Consider the following 21419-nt stretch of genomic DNA (forward strand, 5'->3'; position numbering starts at 1 on the left):
GGGTCAGGCAGCGGTCCTCAAGGGCAGGTCGGACGCCACGGCCACCGCGCCCAGCAGGCGCTCGGCCAGCTCCTGGGGCCGGTCGGCCAGCGCCAGGGGCAGGGTGAGGTGGTGCGGATCGTGGGCGCGCGCCCTCTCCGCCTGGGCGCCCAGATCGAACACGGCGATGCGGCGGCCACTGTGCAGCGCACCGGAGAGCACGTAGCAGTAGGTCTCCGGCCAGATGGAGGGGATCAGCACGATGTGCGGGTCCGACGACGCGATGCGGTCCAGCAGTTCGTTGTCGAAGTAGCGGCCGAGCAGCGTCACGCCCTGCTCCGCCAGCCGGGGGTCGTCCATGGAATAGCCCAGCAGCGCCACCGACAGGGGCAGGCGCTGCTCGCGGGCACAGCGTGCCAGGGCGTGCACCACGTCGTAGCCCTTGATGCGGCTGATCGCCCCGACCACCAGCACCCGCACCGGCTCGTCCGGGGCACGCACCGGCAGGGGCAGCTCGCGGGGCTGCGGGTCGTCCTCGTGCGGCTCCACGGTCACCCGCAGCTGCGGAGCCATCTGCGCCAGCCGGCGCGCCACGTCCCCCGAGGGCACCACCACCTGGCTGGCCGCCATCAGCAGCTGCAGCGACTCGGCGCGCCAGGCCTCGATGGGCCCGGTCTGCTCGACCATGCGGTCCTGGGCCAGGCACCGGTTGCACTCCGCCACAGTGGGCTCGCCGCAGTAGCGGCCCTCCGGCGTGACCAGGTTCACCCGCGGGCAGACGGCGTAGTAGTCGTGCACGGCCAGGCGGATGGCCACGCCCATGCGGCGCGCCACCGCGATCAGCTGCTGCGCCGTGCCCACCGGGAAGTCGATCAGGTGGTGCAGGTGGATCTCGCGGATGTCCAGCTCCGCCAGGGCCTCCTCCAGCATGCCGTCCACACGCAGCGGCAGGGTGGCGAGGTTGTGCAGGCCGTAGACGCCCGGGTGCAGCAGCGCCACGCAACCCGGCTCGTGCGAGGGCCGCAGCTCGAAGGCCGCCGCGCCCTGGTTGAGCAGCTGCTGCGACTGCTCCAGCAGGTGGCGCTCCGTGCCGCCGCCGCGGTTGTGGCACACCAGCAGCACGTTGCGCTCGCTCTTCAGGCGCTTCAGGCGGGCCAGGTCGATGCGGGCGCGGTACACCCAGGCGGGGTCGTCCTGGATGTGGCGCGCGACGTCGGCCTCGTAGTGCGGGTGCAGGCGGCCCAGCGTCTTGATCGCCTTGGCGGTGCGCTCGGCCGCCTCGCCCTTGAAACTCACCGAGCCCACGTGGCGGACGTAGACGTCGCAGGCGAGCGCGTTCGACCAGCCGCGGCGGATCGCCCGCTGGCAGAAGTCGTTCTCCTCGCCGTAGCCGCGGCCGAAGTGCCGCTCGTCGAGCAGGCCGATGTCGCGCACCGCATCGCGGCGCATGTACATGCAGAAGCCCACGCCCGTGGGCGTGGTGACGTGGCGCAGCGTGTTCACCTGCGCCGCCAGCCGGTCGATCTCGGCGTGGTCCACCTCCAGCGCGAGGCGGTTGTCGCTCAGCGTCTCGGGGTAGCTGCAGATGGTGGCGTTGTTGGACAGCGGCGTGATGGTGGCCAGCCGGGGGTGCTCGGCCGCATGCCGCAGCAGGCGGTCCAGCCAGTCGTTGTAGACCTCGGTGTCGCTGTTGAGGATGACCACGTCGCGGTCACGGTGCAGGCGCAGGCCGTGGTTCACCGTCTTCACGAAGCCCTGGTTGGTGCGGTGCTGCTCCAGCGTGAAGAGGTCGCGCTGCGCGAGGCTGCGCAGCATGGCGTTGAGCTCGGGCACCGGGCCGGCGTCGTTGATGACGACGAGCTCGAAGGGCGTGCTCACCGGCGCGGTGAGCACGGTCCACAGGCAGCGCAGCGTTTCCTGCGCGCCGCCGTAGACGGGGATGAGCACGTCGACCTGCGGTTCGCCCGTCCTGGGCCGCGGCTGCAGCGCGGCCCAGCGTGCCGGGTCCAGCATGTCGTCCTCGACCGGCGTGGCCAGCCCGAGGGCGGGCACCTGCCGGTTGGACGTGTTCGCCTGCCCGGCGGCGGCGTGGATGTGGTGGGCCAGCTCGCCATTGGCGAACAGCGACAGGGGGTTGCCCTTGGACACGCGCAGGCCCGGCTGCGAGCCGAGCAGCCGCCGCATGTCCACGCCGGGCAGCGGGCTGCGCCCCTCGCGCCAGCCCCAGCGCTGGAAGTGCTCGAGTGCATCGAGCCCCGACTGCGCGACGTCCGGGTTGCTCTGCAGGTAGTACTCGGCGTCGAACCAGGGCGTGGGCGACAGGCCTCGGAAGCGCGTGACCAGGCCGTAGTGCAGCAGGCGGTTGATGCCGTGGCGCTCGCCGCAGTGGCTGTCGTAGTGGCGCAGGTCGAACAGCGGCGTGGGCGACAAGTTCGCCGCGTCGCCGACCGTCACGTAGTGCCGCAGCGGCGACATGCCGCGCAGGTCGCCCGGCTCGATCTGCGACAGGTAGTGCTCGCGGTCGAACAGGCCCAGCCGCCGAGTGAGCTCGACCTCGAAGTTCAGCAAGGCCCGGTCCTTGCCCCACAGACGGCCGACCGCCCGCATCAGGCGGATGCTCTGGAGCATCACCTGGGCGTCGAAGGCTCGCTTGGGAACGGCAATCACAAGAGGGCCTCCGGCCCCCGGGCGCGCGCCCGGGGCGCCTGCGGTCAGAAGCTCGTCAGCACCTTGGCCGAGATGGCCAGCTGGTAGAGGATGGACGTGATGCCACGCGCCACCTCGACCCACTTCGTCTCCACCTTCGGGAACACGATGATCTCGTCGCCCGGGCCGGGCGCCGAGCCGTAGGGCGCGATGCTGCCATCCGGACGCAGCAGCAGCGTCTTGGTGCGGTCGGACCGCTGGGTGTAGCCACCCACCAGCTCCACGTAGTCGTCCACCGAGTAGCTGGGCGAGTACACGAGCGTGTTGGCGAAGGTCACCTCGCCGCTCACCGCGACCAGGTTGCTCACCTCGGGCAGGCGGACCACGTCGCCATCTTCCATGATGGTCTCGCCCTGCTGGTCCTTGGCCGACAGGACCACCTGGCCCTTGGGCTGGATCTGGCGGGCGCGCTCGACGAACTGCAGGATCAGGTCGGCCTCGGTCTTGCGCAGGTTGGCCTCTTCCATCGTGGAGGAACGGCCGGTGAGCGCGGTGACTTCCAGGCCGCGCAGCGTCTGGTCCAGGCTCTCCTTCTGGCGCGCCGCCACGGAACGGCGGTACAGCTGCAGCGCGGAGATGTTGGCCTGCGGCGCGGGCTTCAGGCGGGCGATCACGTCCTTCAGCTTGGCGCCGTAGGGCATGACGAACGAGCGCTCGCCCAGGTGGGCGCCTTCGATGCGCACCAGGATGGTCGCGGGGTACTTGTCGGCCGTGAAGGCCACTTCGTCGCCGCCCTGGATCACCACGTTGCCGGCGGTCTCGATGGGGTGGTATTCGCTGCGGCGTTCGGCGCCGATCGAGCGCACGATGCTGATGTGCGTGGCGCTGGACCGGGGCTGGGCCAGGGCCATCAGCTCGCTGGCCGTGACCTGCGGCTTGGACAGCTCGAACTGGTAGGGGTTGAGCACTTCGCCGGCGACGACGACCGCATGGCGGCGCGGCGGCACGACGATGGTGTCGCCGTCCTGCAGCTGCAGCGCCGCGATCTCTCCCTTGAGCAGGAACTGGTACAGGTCGATGCGCGCGCGCAGCTTGCCGTTGCGCATGACGTCCACGGCGAGGTAGGAGCCGCGGTCGGTGTCGATGCCGCCGGCGCGGTCGAGGTAGTACAGCACCGAGTCGGACGACAGGCCGCCGTACAGGCCCGGCGCCCGCACGAAGCCCGTCACGTAGATCTTCACCGGCTGGGCGGCCTCCAGCGTGGCGTACACGCCCACGTTGGCCCGGAAGACCTTCTTCACGGAGTTGTCGACCAGCTGATTCAGGTCGCCGTTGCGCACGCCCACCACCTTCACCGGGCCCACGTTGGGGATGAAGATGTTGCCTTGCGCGTCCACCGGCTGCACCGCCTCGTACACCGTGGCGCCCCACAGGCGCACCAGCACGCGGTCACCGATGGCCAGCTGGTAGTCGGGGTTGAAGCCGCTGAAGGTCACGGCGCCGAAGCGGCCGCTGAACATCTGGGAGCCGAACACGACCGGGCGCGCGCCGGTGGTGGCCGTGGGGCTGGCCGGCAGCGGTGCGGTCACGGGGGCCGGGGCCACCACCGGTGCACCCACCGGCACGGGGGCGGTCGGGGAGGCGGCGGTGCCGGCCGTGGGCACACCCGCGTTGGGCGTGGGCTGGGTGGCCGTGGTCGTCGGGGTACCCGTGGCCGGCGTCGAGCTGCTCGAGGGCGGCACGTTGCCGTAGGCCGGCGGGTAGTTGGGCGACTGGGCCGCCACCGGGGCGGTGAACAGTCCGACCGTCAGCGCGGCCATCAGGGCATGGATGAGAGTGCGGTTCATGGTGGTCAGTCCTGATGTTCCTGGATGGTGGCGGCGACGAGGCGGACCACGGCGTAGGTGATCAAGCACAGGGCGAACAGCGTCAGCAGGTTGTAGATGCGGCGCGGGTACTCGGCAGTTTCCGCCTGGGTCGGCGGCTCGACGATGACCAGGCTCTTGATCTTGCGGGCGGCCTCGATGCGGGCCGCCTCCAGCGCGGCCGACGCCGACTTGTAGCCGTCCTCGGCGATGGCGCTGGCCAGCAGCAGGCTCTGGTACTCGGTGTTCAGCGTGCCCAGCCGGTCGCCGCCCTGCGCGTTGGTGGTGCGGGCCTTCTCGGCCTCCAGCTGCGCCCGGTTGCCGGCGATCTGGTCACGCAGCGTCACCACCTGCGGGGCGTTCGGCTGCATGAAGGCGAGCAGGCTCTTCAGCTCGGCCTCCTGCCGGGCGATGCTGGCCTGCAGCTCCGCCGTCAGGGCGGTGGCAGCGGCCGACTGTGCCACCGGGTCCAGGATCTTGTTGGCGGTCTGGAACGCCACCACCTTGGCCTTGGCCTCGTGCAGGCGCTTGGACGCGGCGTCCAGCTCCCCCTGGGAGAACTTCATCTGCTCGGCGGCCACCCGGTTGGAGAACGCGTTCACGAAGCGTTCCGCATGGTCCAGGATGGCCCGGTTGACCTTCTGCGCCGTGTCGGGGTCGAAGCCCTGGGTGCGGATGGTCAGCAGGCCGTTGACGTCGCTGAACTCCAGCTCGACGCGCGAGCGGTAGTAGCGCACCCACCACTCCACGCTGGTGCCCGGCCACAGCCGGTAGAAGATGTCCGCGCGGGGCTGCTCGAAGTGCTCGCGCAGCTTCAGCTGGGCGTCCAGCTCGCGGGCCAGGGTGCCGGAATGCACGTAGTCCAGCAGGTAGAGCGTGTCCTCCCACGACAACAGGCCGCTGCCGTTGCCCAGCGAGACCGTGCCGCCGGGGCCCTGGTTGACCACCGCCGACTTCACCGCGACGATGGACTCGCTGGTGTAGCGGTCCGACGCGACGAGGGTGTAGTACAGCGCCCCGATGATCATGGGCACGGCGATCAGCGCGAGTTGCAGCCGCCGTGGCGTGAGTGCGGAAGCCTTGAACTTCATGGTTGGGTTGCCTTGATGAGTGCCTGGAAGGCGCCGATGCCTTCGTCGACGTCCTCGTAATAGTGGGCGTGCCCGTCGTTCAGGAACACCACCGAGCTGCACAGGTCCTTGATGTCCTTCATGTTGTGGGACACCAGGATGACGCCCGCGCCGGCCAGCTTCTCGCGGAACACCTCGGCCGCCTTGCGGCGGAACATCGGGTCGCCGACGGCCATCACCTCGTCGATGAGGTAGTAGTCGAAGTCGAAGGCCATGCTGACGCCGAAGGCCACCCGGGCGCGCATGCCGGGCGAGTACGAGCGCATGGGCAGGTCGAAGTAGTCGCCGATCTCGGCGAACGAGCGCACGTACTCGATCTTCTCGCGCATGGCGTCGCCGGTGGCGCCGAAGACGCGGCAGACGAAACGCACGTTGTCACGCGCGCTCAGCATGCCCTGGAAGCCGCCCGACAGCCCCACGGGCCAGGAGATGGTGGACTCGCTGAACACCTCGCCCGAATCCGGCGTGTCGATGCCCGCCATGAGGCTGAGCAGCGTCGTCTTGCCGGCGCCGTTGCGGCCGATGAGGCCCACGCCGCCGCCGGTGGGCAGGCTGAAGGTGAGGTCGCGGAACACGTACTTGCGCCCGTGCCGCGAGGGGAATGACTTGGTGAGGTTGCGGATCTCGATCATGTCGGCTCCGGGCTCACGCGCGCATCAGCAGCCGTCGACGGTCTGCGGAGAACATCAGCACGCCGAGGAACACCACGCCGAAGGCCCAGGCCAGCGGGTACTCGAGGTTGACGCCGAACAGCGGCTGGTAGGTATCGAAGTAGGCCCAGCGCGACAGCTCCACCAGGTGCACCATGGGGTTCCACATCAGCACCTGCACGACCAGCGGCGGAAACGACGTGAGGGGGATGAGCACGCCCGAGCTGATGTACAGCGGGAACGACAGCAGGTTGAAGAAGGTGGCGGCGGCAGGCGCCCGCTTGACGATCACCACCGAGATCAGGCCCATGCCCAGGCCCATCATGACGAACACGCCCACCAGGGCGAGGTACTCGAGCGGCTTGGACGGCAGCGCGTGGTAGCCCATCCAGAGGAAGATCAGCACGAACGCCACGTAGATCATCGTGTACATGACGATCTCCATGATGGCGCGCGCCGCGATGGCGTCGCCGGGCTTGACCTGCCGGTAGCCGAACAGGCCCGCGTTGGCGTCCACCGCCCCCATCCCCCGCATCCAGATGTTGCGGAACATGAAGAACGGGATCATCGCGACGACCAGGTAGACCGCCACGTCGATCATCACGCCGGCGAAGCGCTCGCGCAGCACCACCTTCAGGGCGAGCATGATGGCGATGTGCGCCATCGGCTCGAACAGCACCCAGATCAGGCCCTCCAGCCGGCCGCCGAAGCGCGTCTTCAGCTCGCGCAGCACAAGCGCGAACACGACGGCCTTCTGGATCTGCCAGGAACTGCGTTTCATGGTCGGGGGTGGTAGGCGGGGCGGGGACAGCCGGCCGCAAAAGCCGGAACTCTATCCGACGCCACCCCGGGCGCCCCGGGCGGTGTCTCAGAAACTGTCAGCACGGTCCCTCCGGCGCTGTTGCCTGCACCTGGCGTGCCAGCCGGCGCTTGTATTGGCTGCGCGGATTGTGGCGTGGCGCCGGAGGGACCCACATCCACGGTTTTGGGGGGCGCGTGGCGGGGCGGTCACAGCCCGCCGTCCGGCCGTGACGCCCGTCACGCTCGGCTAGCATCCACCCCATGCATACCCTTGCCCCGCCGCCCTGCCCGGCCGGCTGCCTGCCGTGACGCGCCTGAGCTGGCGCCGCCTGGTGGGCCGGGCGGCGGGCCCGGTCGCGCCGCGCGGCGGGCCGGACGCCGCCGCATCGGCTGCGCGGCTGGTGGTGCTGGAGGAGGGTCCGTCGGCCAGCGCCGACTACATCCTGCTGCCCTGGCTGCAGCGCCTTGGGCCCCCCCTGGTGCGGATGGACGTGCGGCAGCCCCCGTCGGCCGGTGCCCTCCAGCGGGGCGACTTCGTCGTCGTCCAGCGCTACCTGCACGCGGCGTGGCGCACCGCCATCGAGCGCCAGCGCACCGACCTGGCCGGCCTGGCCTGGTTCCTGGACGACGACGTGCTGGACCCGGCGGCACTGGGAGAGCTGGACGCACGCTACGCCGGCCGGCTGCGCCGGCTGGCCAGCGACCACCGTCCGTGGTTCGAACGCATGGGCAGCCAGTGGTGGCTGTCCACCGAGGCCCTGGCGGCCAAGTACGCCGCCCTGTCGCCGCAGGTGCTGCCGCTGGCGCCGCCGCCCGCCCTGGTGGCCCCCGCGCCCGCCGTGCGGGTGGTGTACGACGGCACCGCCTCCCATGCACGCGAGCTGGACTGGCTGCTGCCGGTGCTGCAGGAGGTGCAGCGCCGCTGCGCCACCACCCACGTGGAGCTCTTCGGCGACCTCGCCGTCAACCGGCGCTTCCGCGACCTGCCCCGGGTGGCCGTGCTGCATCCGATGCGCTGGCCGAGCTACCTGGCCCACACCGCCGCCCGGCGGGCGGACATCGGCCTGGCGCCCCTGCTGCCCGGGGTGTTCAACGCGGCCCGCGGGCCGGTGAAGATGGTCGACTACGCCCGCCAGGGCGCCGTCGGGCTGTACAGCCGGCGCCCGCCGTACGAGGGCTTCGTGCAGGATGGCGTGGACGGCGTGCTGCTGCCCGACGACCCCGGCGCCTGGGTGGAGGCGATCGTGCACTGGGCCGGCGAGGCGGTCGGCCGGGGCCGGCTCGCCGCCGCCGCACGGGCGCGCTTCACCCGCGGCTGATCCCGGGCACCGGCCAGGGGCCCGGCGGGCTCAGCCGCCCGGCAGGGCGCGCCGGTACTGCACGGCCTCGGCCACCTCCGCCACGCCCACGGCGTCGCGGCCCGACAGGTCGGCGATGGTGCGCGAGAGCTTCATCACCCGGTGCAGGCTGCGGCCCGACCATCCCAGGCGCTGCGCCGCCGCCAGCAGGAAGCGCTGCGCCGGATCGTCCAGGGCACAGCGCGCATCCACCTGGCCGGCGGCCAGGTCGGCATTCGTGCCCCCCTGTCGGGCCTGCTGGCGCAGCCGTGCCTGCGCCACCCGCCCGGCCACCGCCGCGCTGGGCTCGCCATCGGCCGCCGCCAGCAGGTCCGCCGCCGGCACCGCCGTCACCTCCACCTGCATGTCGATGCGGTCGAGCAGCGGGCCGGACAGCTTGCCCTGGTAGCGGGCCACCGCGTCGGGGGTGCAGCGGCAGGCCCTGCCCGTGGCCGCCAGCGCGCCGAGCCAGCCGCACGGGCAGGGGTTCATGGCGGCCACGAGCTGGAAGCGCGCCGGGTAATGCGCCTGGCGTGCCGCGCGGCTGATGGTGATGCGGCCGGTCTCCAGCGGCTCGCGCAGCGCCTCCAGCGCGGCGCGCGGGAACTCGGGCAGCTCGTCCAGGAAAAGCACGCCGCCGTGGGCCAGCGAGATCTCGCCCGGCCGCGGCGGCGAGCCCCCGCCCACCAGGGCGACGGCGCTGGCGCTGTGGTGGGGCGCTCGCACCGGCCGCTGGCGCCAGCTGCCCGCATCGAAGCCGCCGGCCGAGATGCTGTGCAGCGCCGCCGTGGCCAGTGCCTCGTCGTCCGACAGCGCGGGCAGCAGCCCGGGCAGCCGCTGCGCGAGCATGGACTTGCCGGTGCCTGGCGGCCCCACCAGCAGCAGGCTGTGGCCGCCAGCGGCCGCAATCTCCAGCGCCCGCTTGGCCGCCGACTGGCCCTTCACGTCGCGCAGGTCGGGCGCGGTCACGGCAGCGCCGGCGGCCGGCGGCTGCGCCCGGGGCAGGCGCAGGGCGTCGTCCGGCCCGCCCGACGGGGCCTCGGCGGGGGGCGCCAGGGCGGCGACCACGTCCGCCAGGTGGCGTGCCACCCGGATGTCCACCCCGCCCACGCGCGCGGCCTCCGCGGCACTGGCCGCAGGCAGCACCAGCACCGGCCGGGGCCGCGCCTCGCGTGCGGCCAAGGCGAGCGCCAGCGCGCCCCGCACCGGCCGGAGCTCGCCCGCCAGCGACAGCTCGCCCGCGAACTCGATGCCGGCCAGCCGGGCCACGGGGACGACGCCCAGCGCCGCCAGGATGCCGATGGCGATGGGCAGGTCGAAGCGCCCGGACTCCTTGGGCAGGTCCGCCGGCGCGAGGTTGACGGTGATCCGCTTGTTGTGGGGGAAATCGAAGCCGCTTTCGGCCAGCGCGGCGCGCACGCGCTCGCGCGCCTCCTTGACCTCGGTGTCCGCCAGGCCGACCAGCGTGAAGCTCGGCAGGCCGTTGGCCAGATGCACCTCCACCCGCACCTCCGGCGCCGCCAGCCCATCCAGGGCCCGGCTCGCCACCACCGCCAACGACATGCCACCTCCCCCGGCTTCCGGCGCCGGCATTGTGCGCAGGGCCCGTGCGCGCGCGGCTCCCCTCCGATGGGGGGTCGCGCCCCCCCCCCCCCGGGGGGGGGGCGGGTGTGTGGGGGGGGCCGGGCGGGGGCGCGGCCCCCCCCTCGGTGGGGGGGGCCCCCCCCCGGGGGGGGGGGGGGCCCGACCCAGGTTGAGGCGCCGCGCCGCGCCGTGGCCGCCGCATGCGCCAGCCGCGTGCCCCCGAGGCACCGTCTTGCAGCCGTCACGGATTGGCACAGAAGGTGCGTAGTGGCTGCGGAACCCGTTCGCCTCTTCCCCTACCACGGAGCCCCGCATGAAGACATCCCTCGCCCTTGCCGCCGCGCTGGCGCTGTTCGCCGGCAGCGTCCACGCCGACGGCCTGTCCGCCAACGTGAGCCTGACCAGCAAGTACAAGTACCGCGGCCAGGACCAGAGCGACCCCGAGAAGGACATGGTGCCGGCCATCCAGGGCGGCTTCGACTACGCCAACGGCGGCTTCTACCTCGGCAACTGGAACTCGTCCGTCGGCTTCGCCCACGGCACCGAGATGGACGTGTACGGCGGCTACAAGGGCGAGGCCGGCGGCCTCGGCTACGACGTCGGTGTGCTGACCTACTACTACCCCGGCACCGGCGCCACGCCGCTGAACACCACCGAGGTCTACGGCGGCATCAGCTACGGCCTGTTCAGCGCCAAGTACTCGCACACCGTGTCGAGCAAGTACTTCGGCATCGAGGACGGCCAGGGCACCGGCTACCTCGACCTGGCCGCGAACTGGGAGTTCGCCACCGGCACCACCCTGAACGCGCACGTGGGCTTCACCCGCTTCAGCGGCGGCGCCAAGGACATCGGCGCGGTGGACTACACCGACTACAAGCTGGGCGTCACCAAGGACCTGGGCAACGGCTTCAGCGTGTCGGCGGCCTATGTGGGCGCCGACAAGGACGGCGACTGGGGCAAGGTCAACAAGGACCGCGCCATCCTCACCCTCACCAAGGCCATGTGAGCCAGCCAGCAACAGGAGCAAGACCATGAAGATGGTGACCGCGATCGTCAAGCCGTTCAAGCTCGACGAAGTGCGTGAGGCCCTCAGCGCCATCGGCGTGCAGGGCATCACGGTGACGGAAGTGAAGGGCTTCGGCCGCCAGAAGGGCCACACCGAGCTCTACCGCGGCGCGGAGTACGTCGTCGACTTCCTGCCCAAGGTGAAGATCGAGGCCGCCATCGACGACGCCCTCGTCGACCGCGTGATCGAGGCCATCGAGGGATCGGCCCGCACCGGCAAGATCGGTGACGGGAAGATCTTCGTCTCCGCCCTGGAGCAGGTGGTGCGCATCCGCACCGGCGAGACCGGCCAGGCCGCGCTCTGACGCGAGCCGCCCGCCGACCCCGCCCACACAACACATTGCACTTCCCACCATGAAGACACTGATTGCCTCCCTCGCCCTGGGCCTGGCGGTCCTGCTCGGCACCGGGGCCGCCGCCCCGGCCCGGGCCCAGGACGGCGCCGCCAGCGCGCCCGTGGCCACCGCCGCCGCCGAGGCGGCCTCGGCGAGCGCCGCCCCTGAAGCCGCCGCCGCGCCGGCCGCCGCCGCCTCCGAGGCGGCCCCTGCCGCCGAAGCGGCGCCCGCGCCGGCGCCGAACAAGGGCGACACCGCCTGGATGATGGTCGCCACGCTGCTGGTGATCCTGATGACGGTGCCCGGCCTGGCCCTGTTCTACGGCGGCCTGGTGCGCAGCAAGAACATGCTGTCCGTGCTGATGCAGGTGATGGTCACGTTCTCGCTGATCGTCGTGCTGTGGGCCGTGTACGGCTACAGCCTGGCCTTCACCGAGGGCAATGCCTTCATCGGCGGCTTCGACCGGCTGTTCCTCAAGGGCACCTGGGACAACGTGGCCGGCACCTTCGCCAACGCCGCCACCTTCAGCAAGGGCGTGGTGATCCCGGAGATCGTCTTCGCGGCCTTCCAGGCCACCTTCGCCGGCATCACCTGTGCGCTGATCGTGGGCTCGTTCGCCGAGCGCATCAAGTTCAGCGCCGTGCTGATGTTCATGGTGCTGTGGTTCACCTTCAGCTACCTGCCCATCGCCCACATGGTGTGGTTCTGGATGGGCCCCGACGCCTACACCGGCGCCGACGTGGTGGACGCGATGAACGGCAAGGCGGGCTACATCTGGCAGATGGGCGCGCTGGACTTCGCCGGCGGCACCGTCGTGCACATCAATGCCGCGGTGGCGGGCCTGGTGGGCGCCTACATGATCGGCAAGCGCATCGGCTACGGCCGCGAGGCCATGGCCCCGCACAGCCTGACGCTGACGATGGTGGGCGCGGCCCTGCTGTGGGTGGGCTGGTTCGGCTTCAACGCCGGCTCGGCCCTGGAGGCCAACGGCTTCGCCGCCCTGGCGTTCATCAACACCTTCGTGGCCACGGCCGCGGCGGTGCTGGCGTGGTCCGCCGGCGAGGCGCTGCACAAGGGCAAGGCCTCGATGCTGGGCGCCGCGTCCGGCGCCGTGGCGGGCCTGGTGGCCATCACCCCGGCCGCGGGCAACGTGGGTGTGGGCGGCGCGCTGATCATCGGCCTGGTGGCCGGCTTCGCCTGCCTGTGGGGCGTCAACGGCCTGAAGCGCCTGCTGGGCGCCGACGACTCGCTGGACGTCTTCGGCGTGCACGGCGTGGGCGGCATCCTGGGTGCGCTCCTGACGGGCGTGTTCAACTCGCCCAACCTCGGCGGCCCGAGCGCCGTGGCCGACTGGACCACGGTGGCGATGATCGCCCCGGACGCCTACTCCATCGCCGCCCAGGTGTGGACGCAGACCAAGGCGGTGCTCATCACCGTGGTGTGGTCGGGCGTGGTGTCGGTGGTGGCCTACAAGGTCGTGGACCTGGTGATCGGCCTGCGCGTGACCGAGGACGAGGAACGCGAGGGCCTGGACATCAGCTCGCACGGCGAGACCGCGTACAACAAGTGACCTGAACCGCTGCCGTTGCCGGCTCCGCCTGCGGAGCCGGCCAGCCAGCCAGGCCGCCCTGTCGGGGCGGCTTTTTTCTTGCCCTGTTGCAATGCGGGGCGCCCACCCCCATCTGACAGAATTCCCGTTCCGCCCTCCCCCGACGCGCCCGCCGCCGCCCACCATGGTCCCCCACCTCGTCACCGCGCTCACCGGCCCGATCAACGAACTGGAGCAGCGCATCCTGGAGTCCATGCCGGCCATCGAGCGCTGGTTCCGGCTGGAGTGGATGGAGCACACGCCGCCGTTCTACTCGTCGGTGGACGTGCGCAACGCGGGCTACAAGCTGGCGCCGGTGGACACCAACCTGTTCCCGGGCGGCTTCAACAACCTCACGCCGCAGATGCTGCCCCTGGCGGTGCAGGCGGCCATGGCGGCCATCGAGAAGATCTGCCCCGAGGCCAAGAATCTGCTGCTGCTGCCGGAAAAGCACACACGCAACAAGTTCTACCTGATGAACCTGCAGCGGCTGGTGCAGATCTTCGGCCAGGCGGGCCTGAACGTGCGGCTGGGCACGCTGGACGAGACCATCACCGAGCCGACCCCGCTCGACCTGCCCGACGGCAGCCACCTGACGCTGGAGCCGCTGCTGCGCACCAAGCGCCGGCTGGGGCTGAAGAACTTCGACCCCTGCACCATCCTGCTGAACAACGACCTGTCCGCCGGCGTGCCCGCCGTGCTGGAGGGCCTGTACGAGCAGTACCTGCTGCCGCCGCTGCATGCCGGCTGGACGATCCGCCGCAAGACGAACCACTTCCATGCCTACGAGGAAGTGGCCAAGAAGTTCGCCAAGCTGCTGGGCATGGACCCGTGGCTGATCAACCCCCTGTACACCCACTGCGGCGAGGTGAACTGGCAGGACGGCACCGGCCTGGACTGCGTGCAGACGCAGGTGGATGCGCTGCTGGCCAAGATCCGCCGCAAGCACAAGGAGTACGGCATCGCCGAGAAGCCGTTCGTGGTGGTCAAGGCCAACAACGGCACCTACGGCATGGGCATCATGACGGTGCGCGACGCCAAGGAGCTCGACGAGGTGAGCCGGCGCACGCGCAACAAGATGGACGTGGTGAAGGACGGCCAGACGGTCACCGAGGTGATCATCCAGGAAGGCGTGCCCACCTACGAGCGCATGCACGACGCGGTGGCCGAGCCGGTGGTCTACATGATCGACCGCTACGTGGTGGGCGGCTTCTACCGCATCCACGCCGACCGCGGCGTGGACGAGAACCTCAACACGCCGGGCTCCAGCTTCGTGCCGCTGGCCTTCGCCGACAGCCACCACCTGCCGCGCCCGGGCGACAAGCCCGGCGCGAGCGCGCCCAACCGCTTCTACATGTACGGCGTGATCGGCCGCCTGGCCATGCTGGCCGCCGCCTACGAGCTCGAAGCGACGGACCCGGACGCCGAGGTCTACGAGTAGACGGGCCCACCATGGGTACCGGCCGGGGCCAGGGCGCCCCGGCCCAAGCAACCAAAGAGCACCAGCGGCATGGGGAGGACCTCCCTCCGGACCACGGTGGGGGGATCGCTGGAGCCTGTCCCCTCCGCACTGTCATGTTCGGCAACCGGCGCAGTCATGGCGAGCGGCTGAAGCTGGCCACCGAGGCGCCCGCGGACGTATCGCGTCACGGCTGCTTGAGCACGGGCGTCGACCGCCGCCGGCGCGGTGCCGGCATCCCATGAAGGACCTGCGGCCGCAGCCGCCGTGCCGCCTATCATGCGGCACACCGATCGATCTCGAGAAGGTCCTGCATGCTCAGCGAACGCTCCAACTCGGCGATCTGCCGAAGCCCGCTCCTGCACCTGGCTGTGTGGACCCTGACCGCAGTGGCCGCCGCACAGGCGGCAGAACCCACGGTGGACGGTCGGGCAGCGGACAAGTACCGCCTGAAGCGCTTTGCCACCGAGCCGCCCTTCCCGGCGCCCTCGCGAATGAACGACCGCGGAACCATGGTCGGCTGGTTCCTCGAGTTGAATATGCCACTGCGTGCCACAGCAGACGGCAGGGTGACCGCCCTCCCGCTGACCTCGGCGGACTACGGTGCAGGTGCCGCCATCGGAGTGAACGAGGCGGACGAGGCGGTCGGATACCAAGCGGCCCTGATGACAGAGGAGGTGCGCGCCGTCAAGTGGCCCCCAGAGGGCGGCGTCGTGGACCTGTCGGCGAAGCTGTCCCCCCATCCTGGGCATCGCGGCTATGCGATGGACATCAACGACCATGGACAGGTCGTGGGCTACTACAGCGAGAAGCCCCGCGAGTTCCACACTGTCGTGTGGGAGGCGGACGGTACGCCGCATGTTCTGCCCAACCCGGATTGGGCACCCATCATGTGGGGCCAGCGCATCAACAACCAGGGACATGTGGCCGGCAGTGTGCTCACCCACAAGACAGGCTACGGCCTCGGCTTCTTCTGGTCAGCGGCCACGGGCGTGCTAGGCATGGGGCCGGTGACCGCGGTCCATGGCATGAACGACCGAGATGAGGTGGTCGGCAAGGGGAACCATGAGACCTACGGGCACGCGTTCTACTGGAACCCGGGCATGGGCTCGCGCGTTCAGAACCTGCCACTGGTCAAGGGCTTCCGGAGGTGCTCGGCCACTGCGATCAGTCCCGACAGCCTCATCGTGGGCTACTGCGACGCTGCCGCCGTGCCCGGGCCACGCGGCAGGGTGGTCTCGGTGGCATGGGAGAGGCAAGCGGATGGCGCATGGCTGCCGCTTGAACTGGAAAGCCGGTTCCGCCGGCACGCCTACAACGCGACCTCATCGGTACTGGACATCGACTCACGAGGCCGCATGCTGTTCGAGTTCGATGACGGGAGCTTGCCGCCAGTGTTCGGCATCGCGGTACCGGTCGCTGTCCGCCGACTGCAGCACTGAGCGGCAAGAGCGGTGTCAACCATGAGCATGCCCGAACCCGGACGGCAGCGTTCAGCGGCTCGACGAGATCCCGCCGACGGTGCGCTCGATCGATGCGCAGGGCGACATGGCGGCGTCAGTCGGGTCGATCGGGCTGGCCGGCCGCCGCCTTGGCGGCGAGCTCGGCGCGCAGGCGCTTCAGGCGCTCCTTGGGGTCCTCGCCCGCGGGCGCCTGGTTGAGCTTCATCTCCGCGATGAAACGGCTGGGGATGCCGGCGATGGTGTCGCGGCCCTTCTTGCGCCGGCGCAGCGTGCTCACCACCAGCGTCTTCTGCGCGCGGGTGATGCCCACGTACATCAGGCGGCGCTCCTCCTGCAGCCGCTCGGGCGTCATGTCGTCGTCGTCGGTCTTGAAGGGCAGCAGGCCCTCGTTGACGCCGGCCAGGATGACGTGCGGCCACTCCAGGCCCTTGCTGGCATGCAGGGTGGACAGCACGACCTGGTCCTGCTCGTCGCCGCGCTCGGCCAGGCTCAGGATGACACTGATGGTCTGCGCGACGTCGAGCACGCTCTTGCGCTCGCTCTCGAAGGTGCCGCCCTCCTGGGTGATCTCGCCGCCGCAGCGCCGCGCCACCCAGTCGACGAAATCGAGCACATTGGTCCAGCGTGCGGCCGCCACCTTCTCGCTGTCCTCGTTGTCGAACAGGTGCTGCTCGTAGCCGATGTCCTGGAGCCACCCGATCAGCAGCGCCTTGGCGTCCTCGGCGCCCACCGTCGTGCGCGCCCGGTGCTCCAGATCGTTCACGTAGCGGCCGAACTCATGCAGCGAGCCGATGGCCTTGGCCGGCAGCGCAGCCACCAGGCTCTCGGCGAACAGCGCCTCGAACATGCTCACCTTCCACCTCGCGGCGAACTCGCCGAGCTTGCCGATGGTGGTGTGGCCGATGCCGCGCTTGGGCGTGGTCACGGCGCGCAGGAAGGCCGGGTCGTCGTCCTGGTTCACCAGCAGGCGCAGCCAGGCGCACAGGTCCTTGATCTCCGCCTTGTCGAAGAAGCTCTGCCCGCCCGAGACCTTGTAGGGGATCTGCGCGGCGCGCAGCTTCTGCTCGAACATGCGCGCCTGGTGGTTGGCGCGGTACAGGATCGCGATGTCGCTGAACTTGACGCGCCCGTCGTTGCCGCGCAGGGCCTGGATGCGCGCCACGGCGCGCTCGGCCTCGTGCTCCTCGCCGTCGCACTCGGCCACGCGCACCGGCTCGCCTTCGCCGTGCTCGCTCCACAGCTTCTTGGCGAAGATCTTGGGGTTGCCCGCGATCACCTCGTTGGCGGCGCGCAGGATGGCGCTGGTGGAGCGGTAGTTCTGCTCCAGCGGGATCACCTTGAGGCTGGGGAACTCCTCGGGCAGGCGCTTCAGGTTCTCGATGGTGGCGCCACGCCAGCCGTAGATGCTCTGGTCGTCGTCGCCGACCGCGGTGAACATGCCGCGCATCAATTCGTCGGGGTGCTCCACCAGCGCCTTGAGCAGCTCGTACTGCACGGCGTTGGTGTCCTGGTACTCGTCCACCAGCACATGGCCGAACTGGGCCTGCCACTTGGCCTGCGCCTCGGGGCGTGTGGTGATGAGCTTGAGCGGCAGGCTGATCAGGTCGTCGAAGTCCACCGCCTGGTAGGCGGCCAGCCGCTCCTCGTAGAGCTTCATCACGCGCGCGGCCACGCGCTCGTCGTCGTCCTTGGCCGCCGAGAGCGCGGCGTCGCTGTCCAGGCCCTGGTTCTTCCACAGGCTGATCGTCCATTGCCAGCGGCGGGCCAGGGCGTTGTCGGTGCAGCTGCCGGCGTCCCGCAGCACGCCCAGCACGTCGTCCGAGTCGAGGATGGAGAAGTTGGGCTTCAGGCCCAGCTGCTCGCCGTCCTCGCGCAGGATGCGCACGCCCAGCGAGTGGAAGGTGCTGATCGCCAGGTCCTTGGCCGCCTTGGGGCCCACCAGCGCCTTGGCCCGCTCGCGCATTTCCAGCGCCGCCTTGTTGGTGAAGGTGATGGCCGCGATCTGCTTCGGGGCCAGGCCGGCCTGCAGCAGCCGGGCGATCTTGTGGGTGATCACCCGCGTCTTGCCCGAGCCGGCGCCGGCCAGCACCAGGCAGGGCCCGCGCAGGTAGTGCACGGCCTCCATCTGCGCCGAGTTGAGGGAAGCGGGAGCGTTCACAGCTTGTGTGTCGAGAGCAGCAGGCTCGTTTCAGTGTGGGCGATGCCTTCGATCAGGCGGATGCGGCTGAGCACGCGGTCGAAGGCTTCCAGGGAATCGGCGCGCAGCTCGGCGACGATGTCCCAGCGGCCGTTGGTGGTGTGCAGGGCCTGCACGGCGGGGTCGCCCCGCAGCGCGCGCAGCACGGCGTCGAGCGCATTGCCCTCGACCGTGATGGTCATCAGTGCGGCGATGCGGTTGGCCTCGGTCTGTGGCTTCAGGCGCACCGTGTAGCCCACGATGGTGCCGTTGGCCTCCAGCTTGGCGATGCGGTTCTGCACGGTGCCGCGTGCCACGCGCAGGCGCTTGGCCAGCGAGGCCACCGAGGCGCGCGCATTCTCGCGCAGAAGGCTCAGGAGCTGGTGGTCCACGTCGTCCATGGCCTCATCTTAGCCACATCGCCAGCCTGCTCTAGCGATTTGTTCAATCGGCTGCGCGATCTGCGCACTTTGCTGGCTTCTTGTTGGCTTCGCTTGTCCACAGAATCACCACCATGGTGCGGCGCGGGGGCCGCGCGCCAGCGCCAGCGGATGCCCAGTCAGCGCATCACCCCTGCGTGCCGCCCGGCACGCCACGAGACAAACCCCGGCCCGCCCACCGCAAGACGAGACGTCCCATGGTCGACTACATCGGCATCGCCGACATCCAGCAACTGGTGCACCGCCTGGGCACCGGCACCTTCATCCACCGCCTGGCCGGCGAGATCGAGGCGGACTACCGCCGCTGGGCCGAGTTCGAGAAGACGGCCCGCGTGGCCAGCCACTCCGACGTGGGCGTGATCGAGCTCATGCCCGCCTCCGACGGCGCCCACTACGCCTTCAAGTACGTCAACGGCCACCCCAAGAACACGGCCGAGGGCCTGCTCACGGTGACCGCCTTCGGCGTGCTGGCCGACGTGGCCACCGGCTACCCGCTGCTGCTGTCGGAGCTGACGGTGACCACCGCCCTGCGCACGGCCGCCATGTCGGCCCTGGCCGCCCAGTGGCTGGCGCGGCCCGACAGCCGCGTCATGGCGCTGATCGGCAACGGGGCGCAGAGCGAATTCCAGGCCATCGCCTTCCACCGCATGCTGGGCATCCGCGAGCTGCGCCTGTTCGACATCGACCCGCTCGCCAGCGCCAAGCTCGAGCGCAACCTGCGCAGCCTGCCCGAGCTGGCCGACCTGGCCATCGTGCGCTGTGGCTCCACGGCCGAGGCGGTGCAGGGCGCCGACGTCGTGACCACCGTGACGGCCGACAAGCGCAACGCCGTCATCCTGGAGCCCGGCATGGTGCGCCCCGGCATGCACCTGAACGGCGTGGGCGGCGACTGCCCCGGCAAGACGGAGCTGCACCGCGACATCCTGCTGCGGCCGGATGCCCGCGTGGTGGTGGAGTACGAGCCGCAGTCGCGCATCGAGGGCGAGATCCAGCAGCTGCCGGCGGACTTCCCCGTGACCGAGTTCGCTGACGTCGTGGCCGCCGGCGGGCCCTTCCGCCGCACGGCCGACGAGGTGACCATCTTCGATTCCGTGGGTTTCGCGCTGGAGGATTTCTCCGCCCTGCGCTTCCTGCACCTGCTGCTCGGCGAGCAGCGCGAGGCCAGCCGCCAGATCGACCTGGTGCCGCGCCTGGACGACCCGAAGGACCTGTTCGGCGGCGTGCTGGGCGGCTCGCCCGCCCGCGCGCGCCTGCGCCGCGTGGCCTGAAGGCCCACCCGCGCGGCCCCGCCCACCGGCGTGCCGCGCAAGCCTGGCGTCCGGCCCCGCGGTTATGCTGCGGCGGCCGTGACGACCGACCACCGCCTCCCCACCCCCACCCAGCCCCGCCGGCGCGCCCTGCTGGCGGCGGCCCTGGCCGCCGGCACCGCGCCCGCCTGGCTGCGCCACGCCCGCGCCGGCGACACACCGCGCTTCGAGCAGGGTGTGGCCAGCGGCTACCCCCGCCCCGATGGCATGGTGCTGTGGACACGGCTGACCGGCGAGGGACTGCCCGAACGGGTGCCCGTGCAATGGGAGCTCGCACAGGACGAGGGCTTCGCCCACGTGGTCGCCCGCGGCACCGACATGGCCGAAGCGGCCTGGGCCCACAGCATCCACGCCGAGCCGCGGGGTCTGGCGCCCGGGCGCTGGTACTTCTACCGCTTCACCGCCCTGGGGCAGCGCAGCCGCACCGGCCGCACCCGCACCGCCCCGGCACCCGATGCGATGGAGCCGCTGCAGTTCGCCATCGCCAGCTGCCAGCGCTACGACACCGGCCGCTACGCCGCCTGGGCGCACGCGGCGCGCGAGGCGCTGGACCTGGTGCTGTTCCTGGGCGACTACGTCTACGAGTACCCCTGGCTGCCCTGGGCGCTGCGCCCCCACCCGGGCGGCTATGCACGCAGCCTGGACGACTGGCGCACCCGCTATGCCACCTACCAGCGTGACTCCCAGCTGCAGGACGTCCATGCCGCCTGCCCCTGGATGCTGATCTGGGACGACCACGAGGTGGCCAACGACTACACCGGCCTGAACGGCGGCGAGCGCGGTTTCGCCGCCCGCCGCGCCGACGCCTACCAGGCCTACTGGGAGCACCTGCCGCTGCCGCAGGCGATGCGCCCGCGCCGCGACGTGCCCGGCGGCGCCCTGCCGCTGCACGGCGCGCACGACTGGGGCGCGCTGGCCCGCGTGCTGATGCTCGATGGCCGCCAGCACCGCGACACCCTTGCCTGCCCCACCTGGAACGGCGGCGCCGGGCGCACGAGCCGGCGTGACTGCAGCGCGCTCGACGATCCGCGCCGCAGCTTCCTCGGCATGGCCCAGGAGGCGTGGCTGGCCCGGTCGTGGGACATGGAGCGCCCCTGGAACCTGCTCGCCCAGACCACGCTGCTGAGCCGCTTCGCCTGGAGCGACCCCACCGGCGGCCCGGAGCGCATGGCGGTGTGGAACGACGGCTGGGACGGTTACGCCCCCGCCCGCGCCCGGCTGCTGTCCGGAATCGCCGCGCGCCGCCTGCCCGGCGCGGTGGTGCTGGGCGGCGACCTGCACGGCCACTACGTCGCCGACGTCAAGGCCGACTTCGACGACCCGCGCTCGGCCACGCTCGCCAGCGAGTTCGTCACCACCAGCATCAGCAGCCCTGGCAAGGACCAGGAGCGTATCGACACCGCCCTGCGCTTCAACCCGCACATCCAGCTGGCGCGCACACAGCGGCGCGGCTATGTGCGCGGCCAGCTCGACGCGCGGCGGCTGCAGATGCGGCTGATGGACGTGCAGGACTTTGCGGACGCGGCGAGCCCCTTGGCCGTGCACGCCCGCTACGTGGTGGAATCCGGGCGCCCGGGCGCCCAGCGCGACTGAC

General features: G+C 71.0%; 16 protein-coding genes. 8 read left to right on the forward strand and 8 right to left on the reverse strand.

Annotated features, from left to right (window positions below; all coding sequences use genetic code 11):
- Positions 1–3: 3 nt before the first annotated feature.
- The 5 genes from ACE3UN_RS08295 to ACE3UN_RS08315 form a co-directional block, all read right to left on the reverse strand.
- Positions 4–2607 carry a glycosyltransferase gene (locus tag ACE3UN_RS08295; RefSeq protein ID WP_374674457.1) on the reverse strand — a complete coding sequence of 868 codons (2604 nt, stop codon included), beginning with the start codon at positions 2605–2607 and terminating at the stop codon, positions 4–6.
- An 83-nt stretch (positions 2608–2690) separates the two neighbouring features.
- The gene (locus ACE3UN_RS08300) at positions 2691–4472 is read right to left on the reverse strand and encodes a polysaccharide biosynthesis/export family protein (protein ID WP_374674458.1); all 1782 of its coding nucleotides are present in this window, start codon (positions 4470–4472) and stop codon (positions 2691–2693) included.
- A 5-nt stretch (positions 4473–4477) separates the two neighbouring features.
- A complete protein-coding gene (locus tag ACE3UN_RS08305) occupies positions 4478–5581 on the reverse strand; it encodes a capsular biosynthesis protein (RefSeq protein ID WP_374674459.1) in 1104 nt (367 codons plus the stop codon).
- Positions 5578–6252 carry an ABC transporter ATP-binding protein gene (locus ACE3UN_RS08310; RefSeq protein WP_374674460.1) on the reverse strand — a complete coding sequence of 225 codons (675 nt, stop codon included), beginning with the start codon at positions 6250–6252 and terminating at the stop codon, positions 5578–5580. Before ACE3UN_RS08310 ends, ACE3UN_RS08305 begins: the two co-directional genes overlap by 4 nt.
- Positions 6253–6265: 13 nt before the next feature.
- Positions 6266–7051 (reverse strand): ABC transporter permease, encoded by a 786-nt coding sequence (locus ACE3UN_RS08315; protein ID WP_374674461.1) that lies wholly within the window; start codon positions 7049–7051, stop codon positions 6266–6268.
- Positions 7052–7376: 325 nt separating this feature from the next.
- Between ACE3UN_RS08315 and ACE3UN_RS08320 the strand changes: the two genes are divergently transcribed.
- Positions 7377–8390, forward strand: coding sequence for a hypothetical protein (locus tag ACE3UN_RS08320; protein ID WP_374674462.1), 1014 nt, complete (start codon positions 7377–7379; stop codon positions 8388–8390).
- A 30-nt stretch (positions 8391–8420) separates the two neighbouring features.
- Here ACE3UN_RS08320 and ACE3UN_RS08325 read toward each other — a convergent pair whose 3' ends face one another.
- Positions 8421–9971, reverse strand: a complete 1551-nt coding sequence (locus ACE3UN_RS08325; RefSeq protein ID WP_374674463.1) for a YifB family Mg chelatase-like AAA ATPase — start codon at positions 9969–9971, stop codon at positions 8421–8423.
- Positions 9972–10305: 334 nt separating this feature from the next.
- Here ACE3UN_RS08325 and ACE3UN_RS08330 point away from each other — a divergent pair, with 334 nt between their 5' ends.
- From ACE3UN_RS08330 to ACE3UN_RS08350, 5 genes are all read left to right on the forward strand, one after another.
- Complete coding sequence (locus ACE3UN_RS08330; protein ID WP_374674464.1) at positions 10306–10998, forward strand: TorF family putative porin; 693 nt, start codon at positions 10306–10308, stop codon at positions 10996–10998.
- A 25-nt stretch (positions 10999–11023) separates the two neighbouring features.
- Entirely contained in the window at positions 11024–11362 is a 339-nt protein-coding gene (glnK, locus tag ACE3UN_RS08335; RefSeq protein ID WP_374674465.1) for a P-II family nitrogen regulator, read from the forward strand.
- Positions 11363–11411: 49 nt separating this feature from the next.
- On the forward strand, positions 11412–12962 hold the full coding sequence (locus ACE3UN_RS08340) for an ammonium transporter (protein WP_374674466.1): 1551 nt from the start codon (positions 11412–11414) through the stop codon (positions 12960–12962).
- A 163-nt stretch (positions 12963–13125) separates the two neighbouring features.
- Complete coding sequence (gene gshA, locus ACE3UN_RS08345) at positions 13126–14421, forward strand: glutamate--cysteine ligase (protein WP_374674467.1); 1296 nt, start codon at positions 13126–13128, stop codon at positions 14419–14421.
- A 332-nt stretch (positions 14422–14753) separates the two neighbouring features.
- On the forward strand, positions 14754–15881 hold the full coding sequence (locus tag ACE3UN_RS08350; protein WP_374674468.1) for a hypothetical protein: 1128 nt from the start codon (positions 14754–14756) through the stop codon (positions 15879–15881).
- A 115-nt stretch (positions 15882–15996) separates the two neighbouring features.
- Here ACE3UN_RS08350 and ACE3UN_RS08355 read toward each other — a convergent pair whose 3' ends face one another.
- Positions 15997–18060 (reverse strand): ATP-dependent helicase, encoded by a 2064-nt coding sequence (locus tag ACE3UN_RS08355; RefSeq protein WP_374674469.1) that lies wholly within the window; start codon positions 18058–18060, stop codon positions 15997–15999.
- Positions 18057–18479, reverse strand: a complete 423-nt coding sequence (locus ACE3UN_RS08360) for an Lrp/AsnC family transcriptional regulator (protein ID WP_374674470.1) — start codon at positions 18477–18479, stop codon at positions 18057–18059. Before ACE3UN_RS08360 ends, ACE3UN_RS08355 begins: the two co-directional genes overlap by 4 nt.
- 236 nt (positions 18480–18715) lie before the next feature.
- On the opposite strand from ACE3UN_RS08360, the gene ACE3UN_RS08365 reads away from it, so the two are divergent.
- Both ACE3UN_RS08365 and ACE3UN_RS08370 read left to right on the forward strand, forming a co-directional pair.
- Positions 18716–19786 carry an ornithine cyclodeaminase gene (locus ACE3UN_RS08365; RefSeq protein ID WP_374674471.1) on the forward strand — a complete coding sequence of 357 codons (1071 nt, stop codon included), beginning with the start codon at positions 18716–18718 and terminating at the stop codon, positions 19784–19786.
- A gap of 78 nt (positions 19787–19864) precedes the next feature.
- The gene (locus ACE3UN_RS08370; RefSeq protein WP_374674472.1) at positions 19865–21418 is read left to right on the forward strand and encodes an alkaline phosphatase; all 1554 of its coding nucleotides are present in this window, start codon (positions 19865–19867) and stop codon (positions 21416–21418) included.
- The last annotated feature ends 1 nt before the right edge of the window (position 21419 follow it).

This window comes from Ideonella sp., from assembly GCF_041918995.1.
In the GTDB taxonomy this organism is placed as follows: Bacteria; Pseudomonadota; Gammaproteobacteria; order Burkholderiales; family Burkholderiaceae_C; genus Ideonella.